Annotated in this window: 26 protein-coding genes and 1 tRNA gene; 8 read left to right on the top strand and 19 right to left on the bottom strand. The window is 63.8% G+C overall.

The window, feature by feature from the left end:
* Nucleotides 1-18: 18 nt before the first annotated feature.
* The 5 genes from pstB to FJ430_RS07105 all read right to left on the bottom strand — a co-directional run bounded on the left by pstB (nucleotide 19) and on the right by FJ430_RS07105 (nucleotide 7,727).
* The gene (pstB, locus tag FJ430_RS07125; RefSeq protein ID WP_140647909.1) at nucleotides 19-822 is read right to left on the bottom strand and encodes a phosphate ABC transporter ATP-binding protein PstB; all 804 of its coding nucleotides are present in this window, start codon (nucleotides 820-822) and stop codon (nucleotides 19-21) included.
* Nucleotides 819-1,670 carry a phosphate ABC transporter permease PstA gene (gene pstA / locus FJ430_RS07120; protein WP_140647908.1) on the bottom strand — a complete coding sequence of 284 codons (852 nt, stop codon included), beginning with the start codon at nucleotides 1,668-1,670 and terminating at the stop codon, nucleotides 819-821. Before pstA ends, pstB begins: the two co-directional genes overlap by 4 nt.
* 3 nt (nucleotides 1,671-1,673) lie before the next feature.
* Nucleotides 1,674-2,660, bottom strand: a complete 987-nt coding sequence (pstC, locus tag FJ430_RS07115) for a phosphate ABC transporter permease subunit PstC (RefSeq protein WP_140647907.1) — start codon at nucleotides 2,658-2,660, stop codon at nucleotides 1,674-1,676.
* Between the two features lie 64 nt (nucleotides 2,661-2,724).
* Entirely contained in the window at nucleotides 2,725-3,783 is a 1,059-nt protein-coding gene (pstS, locus tag FJ430_RS07110) for a phosphate ABC transporter substrate-binding protein PstS (RefSeq protein WP_140659482.1), read from the bottom strand.
* 578 nt (nucleotides 3,784-4,361) lie between these two features.
* Nucleotides 4,362-7,727 (bottom strand): response regulator, encoded by a 3,366-nt coding sequence (locus tag FJ430_RS07105; protein ID WP_226892099.1) that lies wholly within the window; start codon nucleotides 7,725-7,727, stop codon nucleotides 4,362-4,364.
* A 198-nt stretch (nucleotides 7,728-7,925) separates the two neighbouring features.
* Here FJ430_RS07105 and FJ430_RS07100 point away from each other — a divergent pair, with 198 nt between their 5' ends.
* Nucleotides 7,926-8,273: a hypothetical protein gene (locus FJ430_RS07100; protein ID WP_226892098.1), complete on the top strand. Its 348-nt coding sequence runs from the start codon at nucleotides 7,926-7,928 to the stop codon at nucleotides 8,271-8,273.
* Between the two features lie 58 nt (nucleotides 8,274-8,331).
* On the opposite strand, the gene FJ430_RS07095 is transcribed toward FJ430_RS07100, so the two are convergent.
* Nucleotides 8,332-9,210, bottom strand: coding sequence for a DUF2865 domain-containing protein (locus FJ430_RS07095; RefSeq protein ID WP_226892097.1), 879 nt, complete (start codon nucleotides 9,208-9,210; stop codon nucleotides 8,332-8,334).
* A gap of 343 nt (nucleotides 9,211-9,553) precedes the next feature.
* Here FJ430_RS07095 and FJ430_RS07090 point away from each other — a divergent pair, with 343 nt between their 5' ends.
* The gene (locus FJ430_RS07090) at nucleotides 9,554-9,769 is read left to right on the top strand and encodes a hypothetical protein (protein ID WP_140647904.1); all 216 of its coding nucleotides are present in this window, start codon (nucleotides 9,554-9,556) and stop codon (nucleotides 9,767-9,769) included.
* A 98-nt stretch (nucleotides 9,770-9,867) separates the two neighbouring features.
* On the opposite strand, the gene FJ430_RS07085 is transcribed toward FJ430_RS07090, so the two are convergent.
* The 6 genes from FJ430_RS07085 to FJ430_RS07060 all read right to left on the bottom strand — a co-directional run bounded on the left by FJ430_RS07085 (nucleotide 9,868) and on the right by FJ430_RS07060 (nucleotide 13,143).
* The gene (locus FJ430_RS07085; RefSeq protein WP_140647903.1) at nucleotides 9,868-10,233 is read right to left on the bottom strand and encodes a hypothetical protein; all 366 of its coding nucleotides are present in this window, start codon (nucleotides 10,231-10,233) and stop codon (nucleotides 9,868-9,870) included.
* Nucleotides 10,234-10,500: 267 nt separating this feature from the next.
* Entirely contained in the window at nucleotides 10,501-11,340 is an 840-nt protein-coding gene (locus tag FJ430_RS07080; protein WP_140704725.1) for a glutathione S-transferase family protein, read from the bottom strand.
* 22 nt (nucleotides 11,341-11,362) lie between these two features.
* Nucleotides 11,363-11,944 carry a VOC family protein gene (locus FJ430_RS07075; RefSeq protein ID WP_140704723.1) on the bottom strand — a complete coding sequence of 194 codons (582 nt, stop codon included), beginning with the start codon at nucleotides 11,942-11,944 and terminating at the stop codon, nucleotides 11,363-11,365.
* Nucleotides 11,945-12,140: 196 nt separating this feature from the next.
* Nucleotides 12,141-12,422 (bottom strand): hypothetical protein, encoded by a 282-nt coding sequence (locus FJ430_RS07070; RefSeq protein WP_140647900.1) that lies wholly within the window; start codon nucleotides 12,420-12,422, stop codon nucleotides 12,141-12,143.
* Between the two features lie 125 nt (nucleotides 12,423-12,547).
* The gene (locus FJ430_RS07065; RefSeq protein ID WP_181175311.1) at nucleotides 12,548-12,925 is read right to left on the bottom strand and encodes a helix-turn-helix domain-containing protein; all 378 of its coding nucleotides are present in this window, start codon (nucleotides 12,923-12,925) and stop codon (nucleotides 12,548-12,550) included.
* Nucleotides 12,926-12,969: 44 nt separating this feature from the next.
* Nucleotides 12,970-13,143, bottom strand: a complete 174-nt coding sequence (locus tag FJ430_RS07060; RefSeq protein WP_181175309.1) for a hypothetical protein — start codon at nucleotides 13,141-13,143, stop codon at nucleotides 12,970-12,972.
* 266 nt (nucleotides 13,144-13,409) lie between these two features.
* Between FJ430_RS07060 and FJ430_RS07055 the strand changes: the two genes are divergently transcribed.
* Both FJ430_RS07055 and FJ430_RS07050 read left to right on the top strand, forming a co-directional pair.
* Entirely contained in the window at nucleotides 13,410-14,483 is a 1,074-nt protein-coding gene (locus FJ430_RS07055) for a sensor histidine kinase (protein WP_140704719.1), read from the top strand.
* Between the two features lie 20 nt (nucleotides 14,484-14,503).
* Nucleotides 14,504-15,169, top strand: a complete 666-nt coding sequence (locus tag FJ430_RS07050) for a response regulator transcription factor (protein ID WP_140659503.1) — start codon at nucleotides 14,504-14,506, stop codon at nucleotides 15,167-15,169.
* Nucleotides 15,170-15,357: 188 nt separating this feature from the next.
* Here the strand turns inward: FJ430_RS07050 and FJ430_RS07045 are convergent, their stop codons facing one another.
* From FJ430_RS07045 to FJ430_RS07030, 4 genes are all read right to left on the bottom strand, one after another.
* The gene (locus FJ430_RS07045; protein ID WP_140704703.1) at nucleotides 15,358-15,558 is read right to left on the bottom strand and encodes a hypothetical protein; all 201 of its coding nucleotides are present in this window, start codon (nucleotides 15,556-15,558) and stop codon (nucleotides 15,358-15,360) included.
* A gap of 155 nt (nucleotides 15,559-15,713) precedes the next feature.
* The gene (mscL, locus tag FJ430_RS07040; protein ID WP_140704701.1) at nucleotides 15,714-16,136 is read right to left on the bottom strand and encodes a large conductance mechanosensitive channel protein MscL; all 423 of its coding nucleotides are present in this window, start codon (nucleotides 16,134-16,136) and stop codon (nucleotides 15,714-15,716) included.
* A 37-nt stretch (nucleotides 16,137-16,173) separates the two neighbouring features.
* Nucleotides 16,174-16,515 (bottom strand): DUF2853 family protein, encoded by a 342-nt coding sequence (locus FJ430_RS07035; protein WP_140647912.1) that lies wholly within the window; start codon nucleotides 16,513-16,515, stop codon nucleotides 16,174-16,176.
* A gap of 102 nt (nucleotides 16,516-16,617) precedes the next feature.
* Nucleotides 16,618-16,968 (bottom strand): YidB family protein, encoded by a 351-nt coding sequence (locus FJ430_RS07030; RefSeq protein ID WP_140704699.1) that lies wholly within the window; start codon nucleotides 16,966-16,968, stop codon nucleotides 16,618-16,620.
* A 426-nt stretch (nucleotides 16,969-17,394) separates the two neighbouring features.
* On the opposite strand from FJ430_RS07030, the gene FJ430_RS07025 reads away from it, so the two are divergent.
* From FJ430_RS07025 to FJ430_RS07015, 3 genes are read left to right on the top strand one after another with little or no spacing between them, the layout of a single operon-like run.
* Nucleotides 17,395-17,748: a hypothetical protein gene (locus tag FJ430_RS07025; protein WP_140659492.1), complete on the top strand. Its 354-nt coding sequence runs from the start codon at nucleotides 17,395-17,397 to the stop codon at nucleotides 17,746-17,748.
* 1 nt (nucleotide 17,749) lies between these two features.
* Nucleotides 17,750-19,618 (top strand): OmpA family protein, encoded by a 1,869-nt coding sequence (locus FJ430_RS07020; RefSeq protein ID WP_140704697.1) that lies wholly within the window; start codon nucleotides 17,750-17,752, stop codon nucleotides 19,616-19,618.
* 17 nt (nucleotides 19,619-19,635) lie between these two features.
* The gene (locus tag FJ430_RS07015; protein WP_246672527.1) at nucleotides 19,636-20,124 is read left to right on the top strand and encodes a hypothetical protein; all 489 of its coding nucleotides are present in this window, start codon (nucleotides 19,636-19,638) and stop codon (nucleotides 20,122-20,124) included.
* A 32-nt stretch (nucleotides 20,125-20,156) separates the two neighbouring features.
* On the opposite strand, the gene FJ430_RS07010 is transcribed toward FJ430_RS07015, so the two are convergent.
* The 3 genes from FJ430_RS07010 to FJ430_RS07000 all read right to left on the bottom strand — a co-directional run bounded on the left by FJ430_RS07010 (nucleotide 20,157) and on the right by FJ430_RS07000 (nucleotide 21,215).
* Nucleotides 20,157-20,231 (bottom strand) — tRNA-Glu (locus FJ430_RS07010).
* Between the two features lie 190 nt (nucleotides 20,232-20,421).
* Nucleotides 20,422-20,835, bottom strand: coding sequence for a VOC family protein (locus FJ430_RS07005; RefSeq protein ID WP_140704695.1), 414 nt, complete (start codon nucleotides 20,833-20,835; stop codon nucleotides 20,422-20,424).
* Nucleotides 20,832-21,215, bottom strand: coding sequence for a fimbrial protein (locus FJ430_RS07000; protein ID WP_140704693.1), 384 nt, complete (start codon nucleotides 21,213-21,215; stop codon nucleotides 20,832-20,834). Before FJ430_RS07000 ends, FJ430_RS07005 begins: the two co-directional genes overlap by 4 nt.
* A 26-nt stretch (nucleotides 21,216-21,241) precedes the next feature.
* Between FJ430_RS07000 and FJ430_RS06995 the strand changes: the two genes are divergently transcribed.
* The gene (locus FJ430_RS06995) at nucleotides 21,242-22,312 is read left to right on the top strand and encodes an RluA family pseudouridine synthase (protein WP_140704691.1); all 1,071 of its coding nucleotides are present in this window, start codon (nucleotides 21,242-21,244) and stop codon (nucleotides 22,310-22,312) included.
* Nucleotides 22,313-22,454: the final 142 nt, after the last annotated feature.

Below are 22,454 nucleotides of genomic sequence, written 5' to 3'. Positions count from 1 at the left end.
TGATGTCCTCGTATGAACTCAGCCGAAGCGGCCGGTAATGTAGTCCTGCGTGCGCTTCTCGCGGGGCGAGGTGAAGATCTTCTCGGTCCGGTCGAACTCCACCAGCTCGCCCAGATACATGAACGCCGTCTGCCGCGACACGCGCGCCGCCTGCTGCATGTTGTGGGTGACGATGACGATCGTGTAGTCGGCCTGCAATTCGTCGATCAGTTCCTCGATCTTTGCCGTCGACAGCGGATCGAGCGCCGAGGCCGGCTCGTCGAGCAGGATGACCTCGGGCTTCACCGCCACGGTGCGGGCGATGCACAGGCGCTGCTGCTGGCCGCCCGAGAGGCTGAGGCCGCTGGCGTTGAGCTTGTCCTTGACCTCGGTCCACAGCGCGGCGCGCTTCAGCGCCTGCTCGACGCGGCTATCCATCTCGGCCTTGCTGATCTTCTCATAGAGCCTGACGCCGAAGGCGATGTTCTCGTAGATCGACATCGGGAACGGCGTCGGCTTCTGGAACACCATGCCGATCTTGGTGCGCAGCAGGTTGAGGTCCTGCGAGCGGTCGAGGATGTTCTTGCCGTCGAGCAGCACCTGGCCCTCGGCGCTCTGCTTCGGATAGAGCTCGTAGATGCGGTTGAGCACGCGCAGCAGCGTCGACTTCCCGCAGCCCGACGGGCCGATGAAGGCTGTGACGCTGCGCTCGGGCAGGGACAGGTTGATGTCCTTCAGCGCCTTCGACTGGCCATAGTAGAAATTGAGGTTCTTGACCTCGATCTTGGCCTTCTCGACGGTCGTGTCGGCTGCGTTCAGGTCGGTGGACAACATCGGTTTCATCTGTCCTCTCTGCGTCCGGTTAGGCTGCGGGCGATGATGCTCAGCCCGAGAACCGTCAGGGTGATTATGAGTGCGCCCGTCCAGGCCAGTTGCTGCCATTCCTCGTAAGGGCTGAGAGCGAACTGGAAGATGGTCACCGGCAGGCTGGCCATCGGCGCATTGAGATTGCTCGACCAGAACTGGTTGTTGAGCGCGGTGAAGAGAAGCGGCGCCGTCTCGCCGGAGATGCGGGCGATCGCCAGCAATATGCCGGTGACGATGCCCGACATTGCCGCGCGGTAGGCGACGGAGCGGATCACCACCCAGCGCGGCGCGCCGATGGCGGCGCCTGCTTCGCGTAGCGCGTTGGGCACAAGGTTCAGCATGTCCTCGGTGGTGCGCACCACGACGGGGATCACCAGGATCGACAGCGCGACGGCGCCGGCAATCGCCGAGAAGTGCCCCATCGGCCGCACCATCAGCTCATAGACGAACAGGCCGATGATGATCGATGGCGCCGACAACAGGATGTCGTTGATGAAGCGCACCACCGTCGTGAGCTTCGAGAAGCGGCCATATTCGGCCATGTAGGTGCCGGCCAGCACGCCGATCGGCGTGCCGACGACGATGCCGATGATCGTCATGACGATGCTGCCGTAGATGGCGTTGAGCAGGCCGCCGGCGTCGCCGGGCGGCGGCGTCATTTCAGTGAACACCGCCAGATTCACCCCGGAGAGCCCCTTGTAGAGCAAGGCGCCGAGGATCAGCGCCAGCCAGGCGAGGCCGATGCCGGCCGCGACGACGCACAGCGCCATCATCACGGCATTCTTGCGTTTGCGGCTTTGGTGAAGCGATGCGGCAGTCGACATCGGTCAGGCCCCCGTGCGGCTATCGATGCGCAACAGCATGTAGCGTGCAAGCGCGAGGATGATGAAGGTGATGATGAACAGGATCAGGCCGAGCGATACAAGCGAGGATGTATAGAGATTGCCGTCGGCTTCGGTGAATTCGTTGGCGATGGTCGCCGAGATCGTCGTGCCCGGCGCAAACAGCGAGGCGCTGATGCGGTGCGCGTTGCCGATGACGAAGGTAACCGCCATCGTCTCGCCGAGCGCGCGGCCGAGGCCGAGCATGACGCCGCCCATGATGCCGACGCGGGTATAGGGGATGGTCACGCGCCGGGTCACTTCCCAGGTCGTGCAGCCGATGCCGTATGCCGATTCCTTCAGCACCGCCGGCACCGTGTCGAACACGTCCTTGGTGATCGAGGTGATGAAGGGCAGCACCATGATGGCAAGGATCAGCGACGAGGTCAGCAGGCCGATGCCGTAAGGCGGGCCGGCAAACAGGCTGTTGAGGCCGGGGATGCCTTTGAAGAGCCAGATGACGAAGGGCTGGATCGTCGTCTGCAGGAACGGCGCGAACACGAACAGGCCCCAGATGCCGTAGATGATCGAGGGAATGCCTGCGAGCAGCTCGACCGCGATGGCGATCGGGCGCCTGAGCGGACGCGGGCAGAGCTCGGTCAGGAAGATGGCGATGCCGATGCCGATCGGCACAGCGATGAGAATGGCGATGGCCGAGGTGACGATGGTGCCGTAGATGGGCGCCAGGGCGCCGAAATTCTCGGTGACCGGGTTCCAGGATTCGGTCGTCAGGAAGGAGAAGCCGAACTTCGACAGCGCCTCCCACGAGCCGGCGACCAGCGAAATCGCGACCCCGCCGAGCAGAACCAGCACGAGGATGGCGGAAAGGCGCGTGGCCGTCCGGAATGCCATGTCGGTGAAGGCGAAGCGGCGCACTGTCGCTTCCCTGGTCCGCAGGGCGGACGATGTCGCGGCGTCGGAAACGGCTGTCATTTAGCCCCTCGCATTTCGAAAGAGACAGGAGGGCGCCGGAGACGCCCTCCTTATTCGCTAGGAATTACATGCCGGAGTAGAGCGGCTTGCCGCTCGCGTCGACGATGTCCTTGCCCCACATTTCCTCGACGCTCTTCACGACCGCGTCGGGCATCGGAACGTAGTCCAGGCCCGCGGCCAGCTCGTCGCCCTTGGCATAGGACCAGGCGAAGAACTTGAGCGCTTCGGTCGTGGCCGCAGTGTCGTCGGGCTTCTTGTAGACGAGGATCCAGGTGGCCGACGTCATCGGCCAGGATTCAGCACCGGCCTGGTTGGCCAGGATGACGCCGTAGCCCGGCTGCGAGCTCCAGTCGGCATTGGCCGCGGCGGCCGAGAACGCGGCGGCGGTCGGCTCGACCTTCTTGCCGTCCTTGTTGACCAGGTCGGTGTAGGTCAGCTTGTTCTGCTTGGCATAGGCGTATTCGACGTAACCGATCGCGCCGCCGGTCTGCGAGACGTTGTTGGCGACGCCTTCATTGCCCTTGGCGCCGATGCCCACCGGCCATTCGAGCGCGGTGTTGACGCCGACCTTCGACTTCCAGTCGGCGCTGACGTCAGCCAGGTAGTAGCTGAAGTTGAACGTGGTGCCTGAGCCGTCCGAACGGTGGACGACGGCGATCGCCTGGTCGGGCAGCTTGGCGTCGGGGTTGAGCTTCTTGATCGCTTCGTCGTTCCAGTTGGTGATCTTGCCGGCGAAGATGTCGGCCAGTGTCGGACCGTCGAGCACCAGTTCGCCCGGCTTGATGCCTTCGAGATTGACGACCGGAACGATGCCGCCCATCACCATCGGGAACTGCGCGAGCCCGGTGGAGTCCAGATCCTCGCCCTTCAGCGGCGCGTCGGAGGCGCCGAAGGTCACGGTCTTGGCCTTGATCTGCTTGATGCCGCCGCCGGAGCCGATCGACTGGTAGTTGAGACCGATGCCGGTCTCCTTCTTGTAGGCGTCGGCCCACTTCGCATAGATCGGATAGGGGAAAGTGGCGCCGGCGCCGGAGATATCGGCTGCCATTGCGGCGGAGATGCTAAGGGTTGATGCCGCAGCCATTGCAATCGCAACGGCCGCCGAGCGGATGAAATGTCTCATGTGGCCTGCTCCTGTTCGGAAGATGGTCTTTCGGCACCCGTTCTATCGGCGCCCGGTGAGCGCAATAGCCTTCGATTATTACAGTCGCATGACAGTTTCGTGTCAGCCCGGTAACGCCTGAACGGGGATGCTCGGCAGGGTCCGCGGCGGCCTCGAAGGGCCGGCCGGAGTTTGCCGCGGGAATCAGTAACTTGTCTGACTTTTGAAACAAAATTTATCCCGGCGGCCGGATGACGGCCGCCGGGAAATAAAATCCGGACGAGAGTGCGTTGCCTGAATGCCAGAGCGGATCATGGCCTGGCCATCGCCGAAAACAGGTCCGTTGGGGTAGAGTCGACGCTGTTTCTTGTTGGCGGTCGCTGCTCCCGCCCGTAACCGGAGAGCGGAATCAATGTCATGATTGTCCGAGCTTGGCGTTTGCTTTGGTATGGTGCGATCGCACCATACGCATGCGTCAACGCCTTGCGCCCGCCAGCCGGCTAAAATCCGCCTTGCCTCTTGATTTCGCGCAGTTCCGGGACGGACGGCTACGTGAAGGCGCCGGAGCCTGAGCGTTTCACGCTTTTCCCGATATTGCTCTAACCTGCGTTGCGCCGGGTCTCGACGTCCGAGCCCAGCCATCGCTCGAGCTTTTCGAGCAGCGCACGCGGACTGATCGGCTTCGGCAGGTAATCGTCCATGCCGGCCTCCAGGCAGCGTTCGCGGTCGCCCTTCAGCGCATGCGCGGTGACGCCGACGATCGGCACATGCGTGCCCATGTCCTCCTCGAGCCTGCGGATGGCGCCCGTCGCCTCCAGCCCGTTCATTTCCGGCATCGACACGTCCATCAGGATCATACGCGGATTGAGCCTGCCGAAGGCGTCGAGCGCCTTGCGGCCATTGCCGACGATCTCGAAGCGGTAACCGGTCTCGCCGAGGATCTGGGTGAACACCATCTGGTTCACCTCATTGTCCTCGGCGACGAGGATGTCGAGCCCGCGCTCCGCATCGGCAGGGCGTGGACGCGTCCGCGCCGGCGGCGGTTGCAGCATGGCGCGGTCCGATGCCGCCGTCTGCGCCGGAGCGGCTTGCGGGGGGCTGCTGGTGCCAATAGCGGGTTGCGGCTGCACGGCCATGCTGCTGTGGCGGTGGCGCTGGATGGTCGCGACCAGCGTTTCCAGGAGGATGGAGGAGCGCGCCGGCTTGATCAGCTGCGCATCGATGCCGAGGTCGCGATAGGCCGTGCCGGCAAGCGACTGGTCGACCGAGGTCAGCATGATGATGGGCGTATGCGCCAGGCCCGCCGTGTTGCGCACGATGCGCGCCATCTCGGCGCCGGTCATGCCGGGCATCTGATAGTCGAGCACCACGCAATCGACCGGCACGCCATAGGCGGCGGCGGCAATCAGCACCTTCAACCCCTCGGCGCCGCTTTCGGCCGCGCAGGAATCGAACGTCCACGACGCCATCTGCTCGCTCAGGATCGAGCGGTTGACGGCGTTGTCGTCGACGATGAGCACGCGCGCGCCGGTGACATCGACCGGCATGATGCGCTGCCCGCCCTGCTCGGCCCTGGGCAGCGTGACGGTGAACCAGAAGGTGGAGCCCTTGCCTTCGGCGCTGTCGACGCCGATCTCGCCGCCCATCATCTCGACCAGCCGCGAGGTGATGGCAAGGCCAAGCCCGGTGCCCTCATGCCGTCTTGTCGAGGAGGTGTCGACCTGGCTGAATTTCTCGAACACCAGCTTCAGCTTGTCTTCCGGAATGCCGATGCCGGTATCCGTCACGGAAATGGTGAGCTTCGTGCCCGCGGGGACCCGGTCGCCCGTCACGTCGACCAGGACATGGCCCTCGTCGGTGAACTTCACGGCGTTGCCGAGCAGGTTGGTGACGATCTGCCTGATCCGGCCGACATCGCCGACGAACTGGCCGTCGAGCCCCGGCTGGACACGGACGATGAGCTCGAGGTCCTTCTCCTTGGCGCGCGTCGACACCAGCGTCGCCACGTCCTCTATCGCCTCGGCGAGATTGAAGGGCGCCGGGTCGAGCACCATCTGGCCGGCATCGATCTTGGAGAAGTCGAGGATGTCGTTGATGATGGTGAGCAGCGCGTTGCCGGATTTGACGATGATGTCGGTGAACGTCTTCTGCTTCGGATCGAGGTCCGACTTTGCCAGCAGCTCTGCCATTCCAAGAACCCCATTCATCGGCGTGCGGATCTCGTGGCTCATATTGGCGAGGAATTCCGACTTGGCCCGGTCGGCGAGCACGGCGCGCCGGCGCGCCTCGCTGAGCTCGGCCTGGCGCTGCTTGAGCTCGGTGATGTCGGTGGTGGAGCCGATCAGATAGAGCGAGCCGTCAGAGGCGATCATCGCGCCCTTGCGGGCGAACTGGTGCCTGACGCTGCCGTCCGGCATCGTCACCGTCTCTTCGATCTCCTGCGTCTCGCCGGTGCGCAGCACGGCCAGGTCGCTGGCGACGAAGGCTTCGCCGTCCGCGCCGAAAATCTCGACATCGGTCTTGCCGACGGCTTCTTCCTTGCTGAAGCCGGTGAGATCGCACCAGCCCTTGTTGACGTAGAACTGCCTGAGGTCCGAGCGCTTGGCGTAGATCGACACCGGCACGTTGTCGATGAGGCTGCGGAACACCTCGTTCTCGCTCATGCTCTGCCGGAGCGCCTGCTCGCGCGCCTTGACGTCGGTGATGTCGGTGCTGGAGCCGACCAGATGCACGGAGCCGTCGATCGCCACCAGCCGGCTCTTGCGCGTCATCAGCTGCCGGACCGTGCCGTCGCGGTGGGTGACGGCCTCCTCGATCTCGCGCCCCGAGCCGGTCGCCACGACGTCGGTGTCGTCATTGCTGAAACCGTCCGCCTCTTCCGATGCGAAAAGCTCGCGATCCGTCTTGCCGAGCACCTCGTCCTTGGCGAAGCCGGTCAGCGCGCACCAGGCCTTGTTGACGAATTCGATGCTGAGATCGTCGGCCTTGATGAAGGCGGCCACGGGCAGCTCGTCCATCACGTGCCGGTAGAGGTCGATCTGGCGCATGGAGTCGCGCAACGCCTTCTCGCGCGTCTTGATGTCGGTGATATCGACGCGCACGCCGATGAACGTCCCGTCGTCGGTGCGCATGTCATAGACCTGGTACCAGCGCCCGTCGGCGTTGAGGCGTTCGTAGGCGGAGCTCGGCAAACGGTAGCGCGTGAGCATGGCGTCAAGCCAGCGTTCGGTGTCGACGCCATACAGACCGTCGATTTCGGCGTCGCCGCTCGAGCGGAAGTAGCCGACCGAATGGCCGAGAGACAACGCCTCGCGGAATGTGCGGCCCGGCTGCCAGGCCGGCTTCAGTGCCGGCAGCGTATCCTGCAGCTTGCGGTTGGCGAAGACGAAGCGATCGTCGCGATCGTAGATGATGACGCCCGCCGGCAGCGACTCCAGCACGGTGGCGAGGTTCCTGCGTGCGTCCTCCGCTTCTGTCTCGCGCTGTTTCATGTCGGTGATGTCGACATAGGAGATCAGCCGCTTGCCTCCGGGAAGCGGCGCCAGCGAGGCGATCAGTGTGCGGCCGTCCTTGCGCGGCAACTGCCTGGATCCCGCGGCTCCGGCGCGGATTTCAGCCTCCCGTTCGGCCACATGGCTTTGCCAGGCCTGTTCCTCGCCGCCGAACGGATCGGCGTCACGGCTGGCTTCCATGAGGTCGCGAAAGCGACTGCCGGCCGGAGCGCGCCGCGGATCGATCTTCCAGAAATCGTAGAATGCCCGGTTGACCACCTCGGCCCGCAATTCGGCATCGAGAACGATGACGCCGATCGGCATCGAATCGACCATCAGGCTCAGATTGGCAAGCGCCTCCGAAGTCCCGGCCATATCGTGGACGCCACCGAGAAAGGCCCCGTTGTCGCGCATATCCGCCTTGTTGAAATTCCGCGCGCTGTCCGCCTCGACCGTCCCGTCCGTATCCGCCATTCCTACCCCCAGGACCGAACCGTGCCGGTCCGTCGGCGGAATGTGCCCGACAAGCATTAACGATCCGCTAACCATAATGATTGCAACCGCCTGTCGCCGGTCCCGTTGAGCCAGATTCCGGTTGTGGCGCCGGCTGCGGTAATCCGCCCGTTGGCGATCGAGGCAACGACGCATTATAAGGTGCCTGAGGTGTTGCTAATGTTTGGTCGAATCGCGGCTTTCGTCCTGTGCCCGGCGCTGCTTGCAGCGGGCGGCTGCGTGCGCAGCGACGACGGCACGGTGATCGTTCCCAGCCGGATGGATGTCAGGCGTGTCTGGGACGAGGCGCCGCCGGGAGCGACCGGGTCGCGGCAGATCGCGTCGGACGTCTTTCCTCTGCCGCCAGGCCCGCCGCCGGACCCGGCCGTCCGGCGCTACCCCAGGCGCGCTTCGATGACGCCATCCCTGAGCCAGGATATGCCGGACGAGTCTTCCGGCGAGCAGAGACCCCTCGCCTGCAGGAATGTCGGCGAAAACGGCAAGCGCTACCGGGTCGTCTGCGAATAATGTTGCCTGGTCAAAACAGCCAGGCGGCCCTGCCGCAAGGCAGGGGGCGATGGCCCGATCAATTCGCGGGGAAGAAGGCCGGCCCGACCACGCGCACCGGCTTTGCATCTGCCGGGACGAGCGCCTCGGGCTGCGCGATCGAGCTGGTCGCATCCGCTCCCGCGCCCTGAGCACCGCTCGATGGAATCTCCGAGACCGTGCCCATGTCCGGCCTTGATGTCGGCAAGGGAATGATGGCGTTTTCCATGTTGCGCGGCCTCACCGTGCGCGCCCTGAGCTCGGCCACCCGCTGGGAGTAGCGCTTGAGGTCGCAGGCCTTGAACTCGGCGGCATCGCGATAGCGGAAGGCGGTTGGGAGTTCGGTATAGGGCTTGCGCGTCTCGACCGCGACCATCTGGTCGGTCTCGAGGCTCGGATCGCTCAGCGTATAGAGATCGACACCCGCATCGTCGCAGATGTAGCGGCATTGATCGACCGTATCCTTGAGGTCCCCGCCTCGCGCGAATTGCGAATTCGGCGCAGGGAAGAAATAGCCGTCCGAGAGGCGAACGCAAAACAGCATCGCATTCCCGCCATATGCCGGGGTGAAAGCCTCCGTGTTGGACGCCTGCTGCCGCGGCGCCTGCTGCCGCTTGGAAGCCCCCTGACAGCCAAGCGCCACGTATCTCGCCCGCAACCCGGAGGAGTCGCGGCCGGAATTGCCGATACTGGCGATCCGGCGCTGCACTTCAATCCGATTCCGGGCAAGATCCGCGCAGGCATTGAAGAAGCCCCCGACGGCGCCGCTGGCGCTGCAGCGGCGCTGCCTCTCCAGCCCCTGGATCGCGGCGAGCTGGCGCCGCAGTTGCCCAAGCTCGGGGCTAGTCGCGTCGCGGCCACCGGACAGCATCTGGCTTCTCAGCGCCGAGCAAGAATCGGCATAAGAAACCTGCGTCATCGCCAAGATCGCCATGACCACCAGCAATGATATCTTAAGAAGCCGCAACCTCGCCATCGGGCGCCACCCCTGTTCGAAGATTTAATTGATACCAGATAATTAAGAGATAACTCATATACATAAAGGTTAGCCTGGAACTCACCTATACGATCCAAGTGTTACGCTAAAGCTTGTGAAGCGAATATTACGCTTTCATTTCAAGATTGAGACAGTAGCCGAAAAACCATTTTCAGGTCGGCCAAAGCCGGGCCGCTGCGCGATCACGGACTGCTGATGAAACCTTTGACCGGCGATAAACGTTGTTGGCGTTGATGTGAGCCGCGCAGTGCAGAGGAGACTGAAGATGTCCATTCACTTCACCGTCTCTGGCTTGACCAGGAACCTGATCCATTCTCTTGGGCTGGATCATGAGCAGGCGCCGAGACCCCTTACCCCCGAACAAAGCCTTCTGCTGGATTGCTACCTGGCCGGGCAGATCCCGGACTCCGCCTGGAACGATTACGTCTTCGAGATGCCGGAATTGGAAAAACACGCCCAGGTCAGACGCGCACGCGGTTGATTTGAGCGCGGCACGGCCGGGCTCGGCGCCTTAGAGGACTTCCAGGAAAGTGCGAGTGGCTAAAGCGCGTCGCCTGAATCCGCTTCAGCGACGCGCTTTTAGGTCTTCGGCGAGTTGAACTGCAGCGTGAAGACGTTTCCGGCAACGCCTTGCGCCAGCGACGGCGAAAAGCTGAGCGGCAGGCAATCGTTCAGGGCCTTGGTCGCCGCATCGACATAGGCCTTGCGCGTCTTGTCGTCGCCGCTGACATGGATGGCGGTCGTCCTCGGCGGCCCGATCAGCGTGCCGTCGCGCTTGAAGCTGAAGCTGAGCGTGACGGAGGAATTGTCGGAATTGGCCGGCGGTGTCCAGCAGGCGAGCAACGCGGCGCCGACCTCGTTCATGCTGCTGAGCGACGCGGCGGCCGATGGAAACGGCGCGATCGACAGCGCGCCCGCCATCATCAAGGATCTTGCCATGTTCATCGCGGATTCCTCGTTGCCATCGCTCAACCGCCTGGCGGCATCGTACGACCCATGACGGAGATGACAATAGGCTTTCAACCCGCCCGTCGGCGCCGCAATCATACTGTCGTGATTGCGGCGCGATGGCCGCGAAAAAAAGCAAAAGGCCGGCACGGAGCCGACCTTTCCCTTGCCTCGTCATGGCGCCAGTACATCCGTGGTCGCGGCGAGGACTGCGACCAGTAGACAGGCCTTAGATAAACGAAACCTTAACCCCGCGAGGCACTGCTACGCCCTGGCCTGCGATTTCACATGTGCGATGTAGCCGCGCACGTCGCCGGCGGGTTCGGCATAAGCCTTGCCGAGCTTCTTCTCCAGCGCCGCCATATACTCGTTCGCCCATTTGGGCAGCACGTAGTCGATGACCGCCAGGAATTCGAGCGTTGCCGCCAGCCTTATATCGGCGATCGACGGGTTGTTGCCGCCGATGAAAGGTTTGCCGTCGCGGAAGAAGGAATGAAACACCTCGAGCGGCTCCGCGATCGCAGCCATCGCCGCCTTCTGCGCTTCCGATTTCTTGTCGGGATGGGCGTCGCCGTGGCCGACCTCGCCAGCATATTGCGGGAAGCCGAGGGCCGGATACGTCGCGCGCGCGACATACGGATAAAGTGTGCCGACCAGATAGAACATGGCGCTGTCGATCATCGCCCGCTTGGCCGGCGCCCTCGGATAGAACTTATCCAGCCCGTGCTTGTTGGCGAGATACTGCATGATGGCGCAGCTTTCCCACAGCACGCCGCGCGGCAGGCCCTTATCCTCGATCATCGGCGTCAGATGCGCCGGATTGCGCGCCAGGAATTCGGGCGAACGCGTTTGGCCCCAGGCATCGGTCTCCGTCGGATCGAGCCCGGCCGCGCGCGCGAACACCCGCACCGTCATGTTGTTGACGCTCGGCCTCAGCACGCTGAGTTTCACACCGGGCTTCTTGGCCGGCTTCGCTTTGGGCGCCGCTTTTGCCGCCGGCTTTGACGCCGCCTTGGCCGAAGCTTTGGCGGCCGGCCTAGCCGCCGCTTTCGGCACCGCCTTGGCCGCGGGTTTCTTTGCACTCTTCGCTGCAGCTTTTGCCATGTCGGTCCTCCCTCTGACCCGGTTAATAAGGATTTTTAGCCGCCCTGCTTTCCGACAGGGTTTCGCGTGACCGCTCGACCAGCGCCTGGATGGCGTCGGCCAGATGCAGTTCGGCGATGTTGTAGTCGCCGCGCGCCACGCGGATCTTGTGCGCCTCCATCAGCACGTCGGCATGGGTGAAGCCGGCCGGCGGTTCGAAGCGGTAGGAAGCAAGCTCGACCAACAGCCCCAGCGGATCCTCGAAATAGATCGAGTCCATGAAACCGCGATCCTTGACGCCGCTGTGCTTGATGCCGCGCTCGTCGAGCCGCGCGACCGCCTGCAGGAAGGTGACCCGCGATACCGAGAACGCGATGTGGTGGACGCAGCCGATATCGGTCGGTGTCCGCCGCTTGACGGGGACCCGAGTCTCGTCGGTTAAGACGGTGATCAGCCGCCCGTCGCCCGGATCGAAATAGAGATGGCTTTCGCTCGCCTTGTCGAGATTGGGCTGCTCGAAGATGAAAGGCATGCCGAGCACGCCCTCCCAGAAGTCGATCGAGGTCTGGCGCCCGGCACCGACCAGCGTAATGTGATGAACGCCTTGCGACTGCAGCTTCCGCATTGGCTCCTCCCCGCCTGCACTTGCGCCTTGCCGGCTGGCAGGTTCCCAGCGTCTGGCCGCGCTCGGCCCTGGGTACGCGACCGCCGCCCGGTTCTCATTACGCTCCGCATTCCGCATCCTGTCGGATCGCGGCCGGAGCGCGATGAGGGGATGCTAATTCAATCCGGGACGTTACGCCAGAAGCGCCGCCGGGCCTTCACTGCGCTTGCGAGTCGTTGCCGCCGTCGGCGATGATGCGGATCGATCGCCGCTGTCCGGTTTGGATTCGGATGGCGGCCAGGCACTCACTCGATTCATGACCCCAGTTCTGCCCCTTGCAGGCGAAGTCGATCCCCGATCGGGGAACGATGCGCGGGCCTTTGTCGGTGGCGTTCACGGCAAGCAAATCCGGATCATGCACGGCGGAAGAGGCAACGCTTGATAGCCAACCGATGGCGATCAGCATCAGACAACAGCCGCATCCGATCAGGACGGCCATTCGCCACTCGGAGATCCCCCTCAGCGGCCACGGGGAACGGCTCTCTGTCGCGTTCATCTCACTCACCCACGCTTTGCCTGCCGATCTCGAAGCGCGCGCGGGCGCCGCCGCGGGCGTCTCGATCCTCAGGTCAGGATCCACGCCACGGTCCTGCCGGCATCGGCCGGCACACCTCCGATACCGGCGGACAGATGAGGCGAAATGGCACCGAGCGGCACTTCCAGGATGTGCGCGATCGCCTTGAGGGTCCGGGTGGAGGCCGTCTTTCCGGACCGCTCTATCTGCGACAGCATGCTCGGGGTTATTCCGGCTTGGGCGGCGAGTTGCCTTCCGCTCAGGCCGCGCAGGACCCTGACGGCGCGAACCGGGTTCTCGCCGGCGGCGATCCTGTCGAGGACGCGCTTGGGCAAAGGACTGTTGGGGGCAGACTCATCGAGCTCGCTCACACCCGCCATCGCGGTCCGCTTGAGTATGCGGAACTGGGATTCCGGCAGCACGACCATGCGCTCTTTCGAGCCTGGGTGCTTGATGAATTGGACGTTTAGCTTCATGGCGACCGGCGTTCGGGTTTGGCTTGCTGCGCGGCTCGAGACAGAGCCTCGATTACCTGAAAATAGAAAGCACGAAGATCAGAAATGAGATCGACAGGATCGCGGCTACGGACAGAAGCGCCAATATCTGAAAGCTGATCGGCAACTGCCGAAACCGTCTCCACGTCCACGGTTCCTTTTCCCAGTGCTGAAATCGCGGCAACCCCAGCTCCCTCGGTCTGAGCCCGTCGTGCCGGCGAACCGGACGAAGATCATCGTTTCAAACCACGTCGACAGGTTGCCGCTGTCGACGACCTTCGACCTAGCCCCTTTGGCGGGGGCGTGACATCTGTCGAAAGTCAGGGGCAATGATGACGAAAGTCATATTCGTTTGCGGCCGGTTCGGGCTTACGTCAAAGTGGACTGCCGCGTCCTGCCGCTGTTTTTGCGAGAACGAATGATCGATATCGGCACAGAATTACTGCCGGCCGCGCAAGCGGAAGTCATCGGGCTTGCTGTTTTGCGGGCCGACAGGACAGTTCAGCAAAAAGTGGGGCGCCTGGTCGAGTGGCTCCCCGCCCTTGGAGCGGACTGCTGCCTGTGCACGCTGCTGGTCGGGATGGAGGCCGAGATGGCGGCCTTGTCCGAGGGACGCCGCGATCTGATCGCCTTGTCGGGCGTGCGGGCCGAATTGCCGGGGCTGGACCGTCCCGTCACCGCGGTCATCCTGTGGAATGGCGATCGATCGCACTACGTCGTCATCGCGATGCCCGACTTCACGGCGCGCCAGGCCGAGATCATGTTCGAAAGCGAGCGGCGCGCCCGACGCTTGATGGAACAGCAGCTCGAAGCCGCCAATTCCGAGGTGCGCTTCGCCTCGCTCGCCCGCACCCGCCTTCGCCTGGCGCGCGACCTCCACGACACGCTCGTGCATTCGATCGTCGCATTGCTGACGCAAATCCGGCTGACCAGGCACTTCCTGGCGACCGATCCAGCCCGTGTTTCAGACGGGCTCGCAATTGCCGAGGAAGCCGCGATAACCGGCTTGGCGCGGGCGCGCGACGCCATCGCCCGGCTCAGAATGCCCGACGACCTCGAACCGGGTTCGGATGTCGAGAAGATGCTGTCGGACTTCGCGCAGCAGACCGGCATCGAGGTCTCCACGCAAATCGATGATGGAGCCCGCCCCGGGCTGCATGATCACGAGACGACGATCCGGCGCATCGTCGGCGAAGCGTTGCGCAACGTCGAGGCGCATGCGAAGGCGCGACGGATCCGGTTCGACGCGGCCGTGGAAAGAACCGAAGCTGGCGCAAGACTCATTGTCGATGTCCGCGACGACGGACGCGGCTTTGACGGCACCGTCCCCAAACAGGGACATTTCGGGCTGATTGGAATGGCCGAATTCGCCGAGCTCGCGGGGGGACAATGCGCGGTGGAAAGCGCGCCGGGGGCGGGCACGCTGGTTCGGACATCCCTTCCCTTGACCGTGTCGGCAACGAACGACCGGTCCGGCGCCGTGGGTGCGTAGAAAGTTGGGGGTGTAGCAAGATGACCGATCCGCGCCTGAAATCCGAAAGGATACGCGTGCTGATCGCCGAGGATCAGACATTGATCCGGGAGGGCCTTGCCACGCTGCTTGCCCAGCAAAACGACGATTTCGAAATTGTCGGCGCCGCGGCCGACGGCGAGCAGGCGATCGAGTTCGCGCGCCGGTACCGCCCGGACGTCGTCCTGATGGATCTGCAAATGCCGCGCGCCGACGGCGTCACGGCAACCCAGCGTATCCTGCGCGAATTTCCGGGAACCGGTATCGTGGTCCTGACCACGTTCGAGACCAACGACCTAATTTTCGAGGCTGTCAGCGCCGGAGCCAAGGCATATCTGCTGAAGGACTCGAGGATCGACGAGATCGCGGCGACGATCCGCACCGTGGCGAACGGCCAATCCGCGCTTTCACCCGGTGTCGCCGCGAAAATTCTCGAGGAATTCAAGCGATTGCGTCCGCGCCACGCCCCGGCGAGCGCGCCGTTGCGTGGCGACCTCACCGCGCGCGAGAACGAAATCCTCAAACTGATCGTCGAAGGCAAGAGCAATGGCGAAATCGGCGCCCAACTGCATTTGGCCGAAGGTACGATAAAGAACTACGTCAGCACGATCCTCGAGAAGTGCGGAGCCAAGAACCGGACCGAACTGGCCATAAAAACGATAGGCTGAACGACCGTTCGGTGCGCCGCGACCTTTGGGTTTCTCCCACCGGACCTGCCGGGCGATCGAACGCGCAAAAAGGCCCGCGGCTCCGAGGTTTTTGGGGGAAGCCACGGGCAGTCTTGTTGCCCGAGTTCCTGCTCTTGGCGGCAGGTCGAAGGAGGCCGCGGTCGGCGCCTCACAGCAGTGCTTGGCGGTCACGTCCTTGCCTGATCGCGGACTTCGATTTCGCGAAGCGCCAGCGTGGTCAGAACCATCTCGGGGCTGCCGATCGACGGTCTCGGCGCAAGCAGGGATACGAGCGCGTCGGCATGCCCGGCTTCCATCTCGGCCAACTGGGCTTTGACGGTCCGCATGGTGTCGTCGAGCCTCGTGAGCAATTCCGCGCCGATTTTCATTGTTTGAAGCCTTGCCCATGGTTCGCGCGGGCAGGCGGAATGCTGTGCCGGGGATTTCCGCTGGTCGGCCGCGAAGGCTCGCGGATCGAGAATCGACGCAAGGCTACGCAGGGTCCGAGGCGGCCGGGCCTGACCGGCCGCCTCGGACGATCCCGCTATTTTCTCGCGAGCAGGTCGCGGATTTCGGTCAGCAACTGTACGTCGGCCGGCGGCGGCGCAGCGGCAGGCGCGGGCTTTTCGCGCTCCAGACGCTTGCGCATATTGTTCACGGCCTTGACCATCAGGAAAATAATAAAGGCCAGGATCAGGAAGTTCAGCACGGCAGTGATGAAGCTGCCATAGGCAAAGACGGCGCCCTCTTTCTTGGCATCGGCCAGCGCGGTCGAGTGGACGTTCGAAGACAGCCCGAAGAAGTAATTGTTGAAGTCCAGCCCGCCGAAAATCGCGCCGACGATCGGCATGATGATGTCGTCGACCAGCGAAGTGACGATCTTGCCGAAGGCGGCGCCGATGATGACGCCCACGGCCAAGTCCATCACATTGCCCTTGGAAATGAATTCCTGGAATTCTTTGAGCATCCCCATCTCCTCTTAGCCCATTTGCCTGTTTGCGCCGTCAGGCGAAGGCGTTCTCGCGCCTGAAATGCTTGACGAGCAGGTAGTAGAAGACCGGGCGGTGTTTGTTGCGGTTGGTGCGGCCGTACTGGTCGATGACCCTGGCGAGCCCCGCGTCCAGGCCGGCATCGGCTGTCAGCCCCAGTCTTTTGATGAGAAAGTTTTTCTTGACCCGTTCAAGCTCCTCCTTGTCCGAGGCCGAAACGGTGGATGCATCCTTGTCGTAGATCGCCGGACCGCAGCCCTTCGTCACCTTCGTCAAGAGATCCAAATCCGCCGTAAGGCCGCATTTGACCCTCAGGTCCGCCGCATATTTGCTGATCAGTTCGTCCTGCTTGCTCACACGCTTGCCCTCTCGTTTCCGGCTGGACAGCGACACCGCTGTCGAGTCGCGCGGCGTGGTTGCCGCAAAAGCCGTCTGGATTTGTCTTGCTGTCCGTCAGTGTCAGCCGCGGTGCGTCGCGAGCACCCCGTCGGGGCTGGCCTGGTCGACCGCGGCCGGAAGATGTTGCGCCAGGGCAGCGGCCACCTGATCCAGCGGAATCCCGAACTGGCTCGCCAGTTGCTGAAGACGCTGGTCGCCAAGGGCCGTCTTGATCTCGCCTGGCGCGATCGGAAGATTTGCGGCATTGGTGCTCAGCCAGGATTCGACACGGTCGCCGAGACCCGACTTCTGCAGCATGGCAAGCACACCCTGATAACCGCCGACGCTGGTCAGCGCATCGGCCAGGAGTGACGAGCCTCCGCCCTGCTGTTCGCCTTGCAAGGCACTTTGTAGACTGTCCAAAAATCCCATCTGGAAACCTCCCGTCGAAAAATCACGTCCGCCGTCGCGCAGCGTTCCGGCGTGCTGATCTAGGCCGTTTCAAGGGGTTGCGACACCTGACGAAGGTCAGGACCGGAGATGACGAAGGTCATATTCGGTAGCAGCCGGATCGTCCTCGAACCGGGCATCGCTCCTGGCAAGGCGGCTCCGCGTCTTTCCCGGTGCGGGGAGCTGCTCGGCCTGCATTCGATTCAGCTCGGATTCGATTCAGCCCCGAAGGGCGACTGGCGTGCGAGCAGTCATTGCGATAGGTGGCGATTGACAGGGCGGCACAATTGCCACGCTCGACGCGAGATAGCTCCCACGAAGGCAATAAGTCGATTGCCTGTCACACGAATTAGGATTTGATATAACGGTCGTCACCGTATCAGTGAGCGTGAGAACCGAGGAAAGAACATGAAAGCCGCCGAGCAAGCCGCAAAAGCCGCGGATGGAGCCGCATCCGCGAACGGATCCGAAGCCAAAATCCATGCCGAGGCGACGATCGACCAGGTTCGCAATCTCCTGTTCGGAGGCGCGCAGCGGTCGCTCGAGAGCAGCCTTGCCGACCTGCGCGAGGAGATGCAGGCCACCATCAAGCAGCTCCAGGCCGACTTTGCCAAGGAGCTCGCGACGCTCCAGGCGCACGTCCTGGAACTGGAGCGGGAAACCGAACAGAAGCGGCTCGCCTCGCAAAGGGATATCGGCGCCGCGATTTCGGACCTTGGAGCAACCATCAGCGGGCTAGGGTCCGGGCGCGCGGGAAAGTAGCATGACGTCCGCCGCCGGCCAGAACCGCGAGATCGAGCAGCTTAGAAAACTGCTCTTTCAAACGGAGGCGGCGCGTCTCGAGGCGCTGGGCGCGGATGTCGCCCTGCTTCAGCAATACATCGGCAGCCCCGACCGTCTGGAAACGGCGACGGCAGACATATTGGTCGCCGCGCTGGAGCGCGCCGAAGTCGTTCGGCCGCGCGAGCTGGCGAACGTCATCGCGCCATCGGTGGTTTCAGCGATCCGCAGCGAGATCAGGAACTCGCGCGACCTCATGGTCGACGCGCTCTACCCGATCACGGGCAGGCTGGTCAGCGCGGCCGTGGCAAATGCCTTCAAGGAACTCGTCGCGCGGCTGGAGCAGCGCCTCAACGCCCTGACATCGACGGAGCTGTGGATCGGGCGCGTCAAGTCGCTGGCGACCGGCCGGCCGATCAGCGAGTTCGTTCTGGCAAATGCCAGTCCGCCGCGCGTCAACCGGCTGCTGATGATCGAACGCGGCAACGGTCGCCTCGTCGCGGACTGGAGGAGGCAAGAAACCTCCGACGAGCGGGCCGACCTGCTGAGCGCGATGGTCGCGGCGATCCTGGAATTTTCCGTCCAGGCTCTGGCAGGAGAGGGCAATCTGCAGCAGCTCGATTTCGGCGGACGCGAAATCGTGCTTCGCGCCTCGCCCCGGTTCATCCTGGCCGCGGAATGCATCGGCCCGCTTCGCCCCGCCGACAATGACAGGATCAATTCGCTTTTCTTCGACACGATAGAGAACATGGATCGCGGCCTCGACTGCGACGCCGCCATGCTGGCGTCGCTGGCCGCCTCCATCGAAGCCGCTCCCGCCGCGGAGCGTAAACCGCGTCGGGCCGGAAAGGTCGTCCTGTTCGTCCTCGCGGCTCTCGTCGCCGCCGGGCTGGCATGGCTGGCGAGCGTCTATTTGACCCGCACGATGCTGGAGCGGCGCACCAATGATGCGCTCCAGGAACTGGCCGGCAAGCAACCGCTGCTGGAATCTTTCCCGTTGCGCCTGGATTTTGATCACCGCAATCGCAGCGTCTCGGTCTCCGGCATCGAGCCAAGCCAGGTGCAGACGGCTCCGCTGATCGACGCCCTGGCCAAGGCCGCAGCGCCCTATCGGGTCGTCGGCCGGATCGGCGTCGTGCCGGGCACGGAGCAGGTGGCGGCGCTCAGCGCCGACATCGAAGCCCTGCGGCAATCGGTGACCGGCCTCCAGGCGGGTATCGACGAAAACCACCAGGCGATCGCCGAGCTGCGGCAATCTCTTGCCGGCTTGCAGAAGTCCGCCGGCGAGACCGGCGAAGCGGTTGCCGGCCAGAAGCAGTCCCTCGCCAGCTTGCAGTCCCGCATCGACCAGACGCGCGGGCCGAGCGAAGAGGAGCTGCAATCCCTTGCCGGCCTGCGGGCGGGCATTGATGAAACACGCGCGGCGCTCGCCGAGGAGACAAAATCCAGGAACCGGCAGTACGACGCCCTGCAATCGATAGCCGACAGCCCGGCCGAGCGGCTCGACCGCTTCATGGCCTCGACGGCAATCTTCTTTGGCACGGGCGACGCCTTCGCCGATGACAACGCGGCGGACCAGCAGATCCGTGAACTGGCAGGGCTGCTTGCGGGCAACGATCTGAGAATCCGTGTCGTAGGGCACGCGGACGATACCGGGACAGATGTGGCCAACCGGACGGTTGCCCGCAAGAGGGCCGACCAGGTGGTGCGAAGATTGACCGCGCTCGGGATCGAGCCCTCGCGCTTATTTGTGGTTTCGCGCTCGTCATCGCTGCCGATTTCCGACGTGCCGAGCGAAGGCAACCGCCGCGTCACCTTCGAAAACGTGTTCCGCGCCGAGCGCCCTCAATGATGCTCAGCGCAAAGGTCATGCTGCTTGGCGACATGGGTGTGGGCAAGACATCCATCATGTACCGTCTCGTGCACGATCGTTTCGACGGCGAATACAAATCGACGCTCGGCGTCGAGGTGCTGAGCTACGATGTTCCGGCCGATCCGGTTCGCGGCGGCGACGCGGCGCGGCTTGTGCTGTGGGACACCGACGGCGATTTCGGGACGCGTATTTTCGACACCGTCTACGTCACCGGCGCGTCGGCCGCGATCGTCGTGTCGGACGTGACGCGCCCGCAAACCGTGACGCGCATGGTCGAGCTGGTCCGCAGCTTCGAGGCGCGATTTCCGGGCAGGCCATACCGGGCCCTCGTGAACAAGATCGATCTCGCCGAGGCCCCCGGCAGCGCCGAAGAGATCGGCCAGCTGCCGCGATCGAGCGTCAAGTTCGTGAGCGCCAAGAACGGCGAGGGAATCGTGGAAGCCTTTGCCGAACTCGCCGAAACGATACGGCGCCGGCAGTTGTAGTTCGGCAAAGAGTTCGGCTTGTTTGATTGTCTTGGTACGCCCAAGGGGAATCGAACCCCTGTTCCCGCCGTGAGAGGGCGGTGTCCTGACCGCTAGACGATGGGCGCGCTCAAGAACCGGCTACATAGGCTGGCGGCCGGGAAAAAGCAACCGAGCAGATTCGCGAAAAGTGTCGTACGGTTTTCCGACAAGAATCTGCGACAAAACAAAAGTCCTAAGCGGAGCATTCATTGGCTTGCCGATGAGTGCTCCGCTTAGGGTTTCGACCGCTTCGCGCGCTTTGCCGGCCGCCACCGGTCAGCCCTGTCGTTTCGGCTCGATCAGGTCCCAGAGGTTGCCGTAGAGATCGGAAAAGACGGCCACCGTGCCGTAGGCCTCGAAGCGCGGCGCCTCGCGGAATTCGACACCCTTTGCGAGCATCGCCCGATGGTCGCGGGAAAAATCGTCGGTCTCGAGAAACAGGAAGACGCGGCCGCCGGTCTGGTTGCCGATGCGGCTTTCCTGCTCTTCGCCGGATGCTTCCGCCAAGAGCAGCCGCGCCCCATGGCCCTTCGCCGGCGCGACGGTGACCCAGCGCTTGCCGCCGCCGAGGTCGACATCCTCGATCAGCATGAAGCCGAGCCGCTCGACATACCAGGCGACCGCCTCGTCGTAATTGCCGACGACGAGCGCGACGGTCGCGACGCTGCGGCGTTCGGCAAAGCCGCTCATTTGTTACGAATCGAGAACTGGTGGACGATGCGGCGTTCGGTGATGTCGTAGACGAAGATCGAACGGCTGCCGTCGGCAAGCTCGGCATCGATCGACAGGCGGTTGCCGGAGAGCGACTGGCTGATCACCTTGGCGCCGACGGGCAGCACGATGTCGCCCGACAGCGGCGCGCCGGCCGGAGCCTGGACATCGGCGGCGGGAGCCGGTCCGGCCACCGGCGCGTTGCGGGCTTTGTAGACAAGCGCACCGATCACCACCATAAGGGCGAGGAACAGTAGGCCGAGATTGACGATCATGAAGCGGACGAGCTTGCGGCGCACGTTCTCGGCCGCGGGGTCGAGCGGCTTTTCCTCATCTTCTTCGGCGATTGGCCGGGCCATGGCTAGACAATCCGCAACGGTTTTCGATGAGCGCTCATAACGAAGAGACCCCGATATTGATAGAGGACGAATTGGCGGACGAGGAATCGGCTGCCGGCGAAGCCGTCGTGCTGGAAACCGGCGCCGACGCCGCCGGCCAGCGTCTCGACCAGTGGCTTGCCGCCCGGCTCGGGCCGGAGCTCTCGCGCAGCCGCGTGCAGGCGCTGATCAAACAGGGCGCGGTCTCCATCGCCGGCAGGCAGGTGCTGGAAGCCAAGCGCAAGCTGAGCGCCGGTGAGCGGATCGAAATTCTGGTGCCCGCGCCGGAGCCGGCCGAGCCGCAAGGCGAGGACATTCCCCTCGACATCCTCTACGAGGACGACGAGCTGATCGTCATCAACAAGCAAGCCGGACTGGTCGTCCATCCCGGCGCCGGCAACTGGACCGGCACGCTGGTCAACGCGCTGATCCATCATTGCGGCGACAGCCTGTCCGGCATAGGCGGCGTCAGGCGGCCGGGCATCGTCCATCGCCTCGACAAGGAAACCAGCGGCGTCATGGTCGTGGCCAAGACCGACCGCGCGCATAAGGCGCTGTCGGAGGCCTTTGCCGACCACGGCCGCACTGGCGATCTCGAACGCGCCTATCTGGCGCTGGTCTGGGGCATTCCGCAACGGCCGACGGGCACCGTCGACGCCGCGCTCGGCCGCGCCGCCGATCGCATCCGCCGCGCGGTGGTGCCGGAAAGCCGTGACGATGCCCGCCATGCCGTCACCCATTTCAGCGTCGTCGAGCGCTTCGGCGAAGGACAGCAGGCTTTCGCCACCGCAAGCCTGGTCGAATGCCGGCTGGAGACCGGCCGCACCCACCAGATCCGCGTCCACATGGCCCATATCGGCCATCCGGTGATCGGCGACCCGGATTACGGGCAGGCCTTCCGCACCAAGGCCAACCGGCTGCCCGAACCCTTGAAAGCCAAGGTCAGCGCCTTTCCCCGGCAGGCCCTGCATGCCTGGCTCCTTGAATTCCGGCACCCGACTACCCATCTATCGATGAGGTTCGAGGCGCCAATACCAAGGGACATGGAGGAATTGGTCGGCGGCTTCCGCAAGCTCTGAAACCTGCCATTAAGACGCTTCAAACCGACCATCAAAAAACCTGACTGGCGTTGTTCACTTCAGTGTGACACACTGTTTCGTGTTGAACAAATGCTGTCTTTTCTGGTTTTGTTCCTATATACACAGGTTGTCGCGGATGAGC

It is taken from the genome of Mesorhizobium sp. B2-8-5 (assembly GCF_006440675.2).
GTDB lineage: Bacteria > Pseudomonadota > Alphaproteobacteria > Rhizobiales > Rhizobiaceae > Mesorhizobium.
Note: the sequence above shows the minus strand (reverse complement) of the source record. Positions and strands in the feature narration are given on the sequence as shown.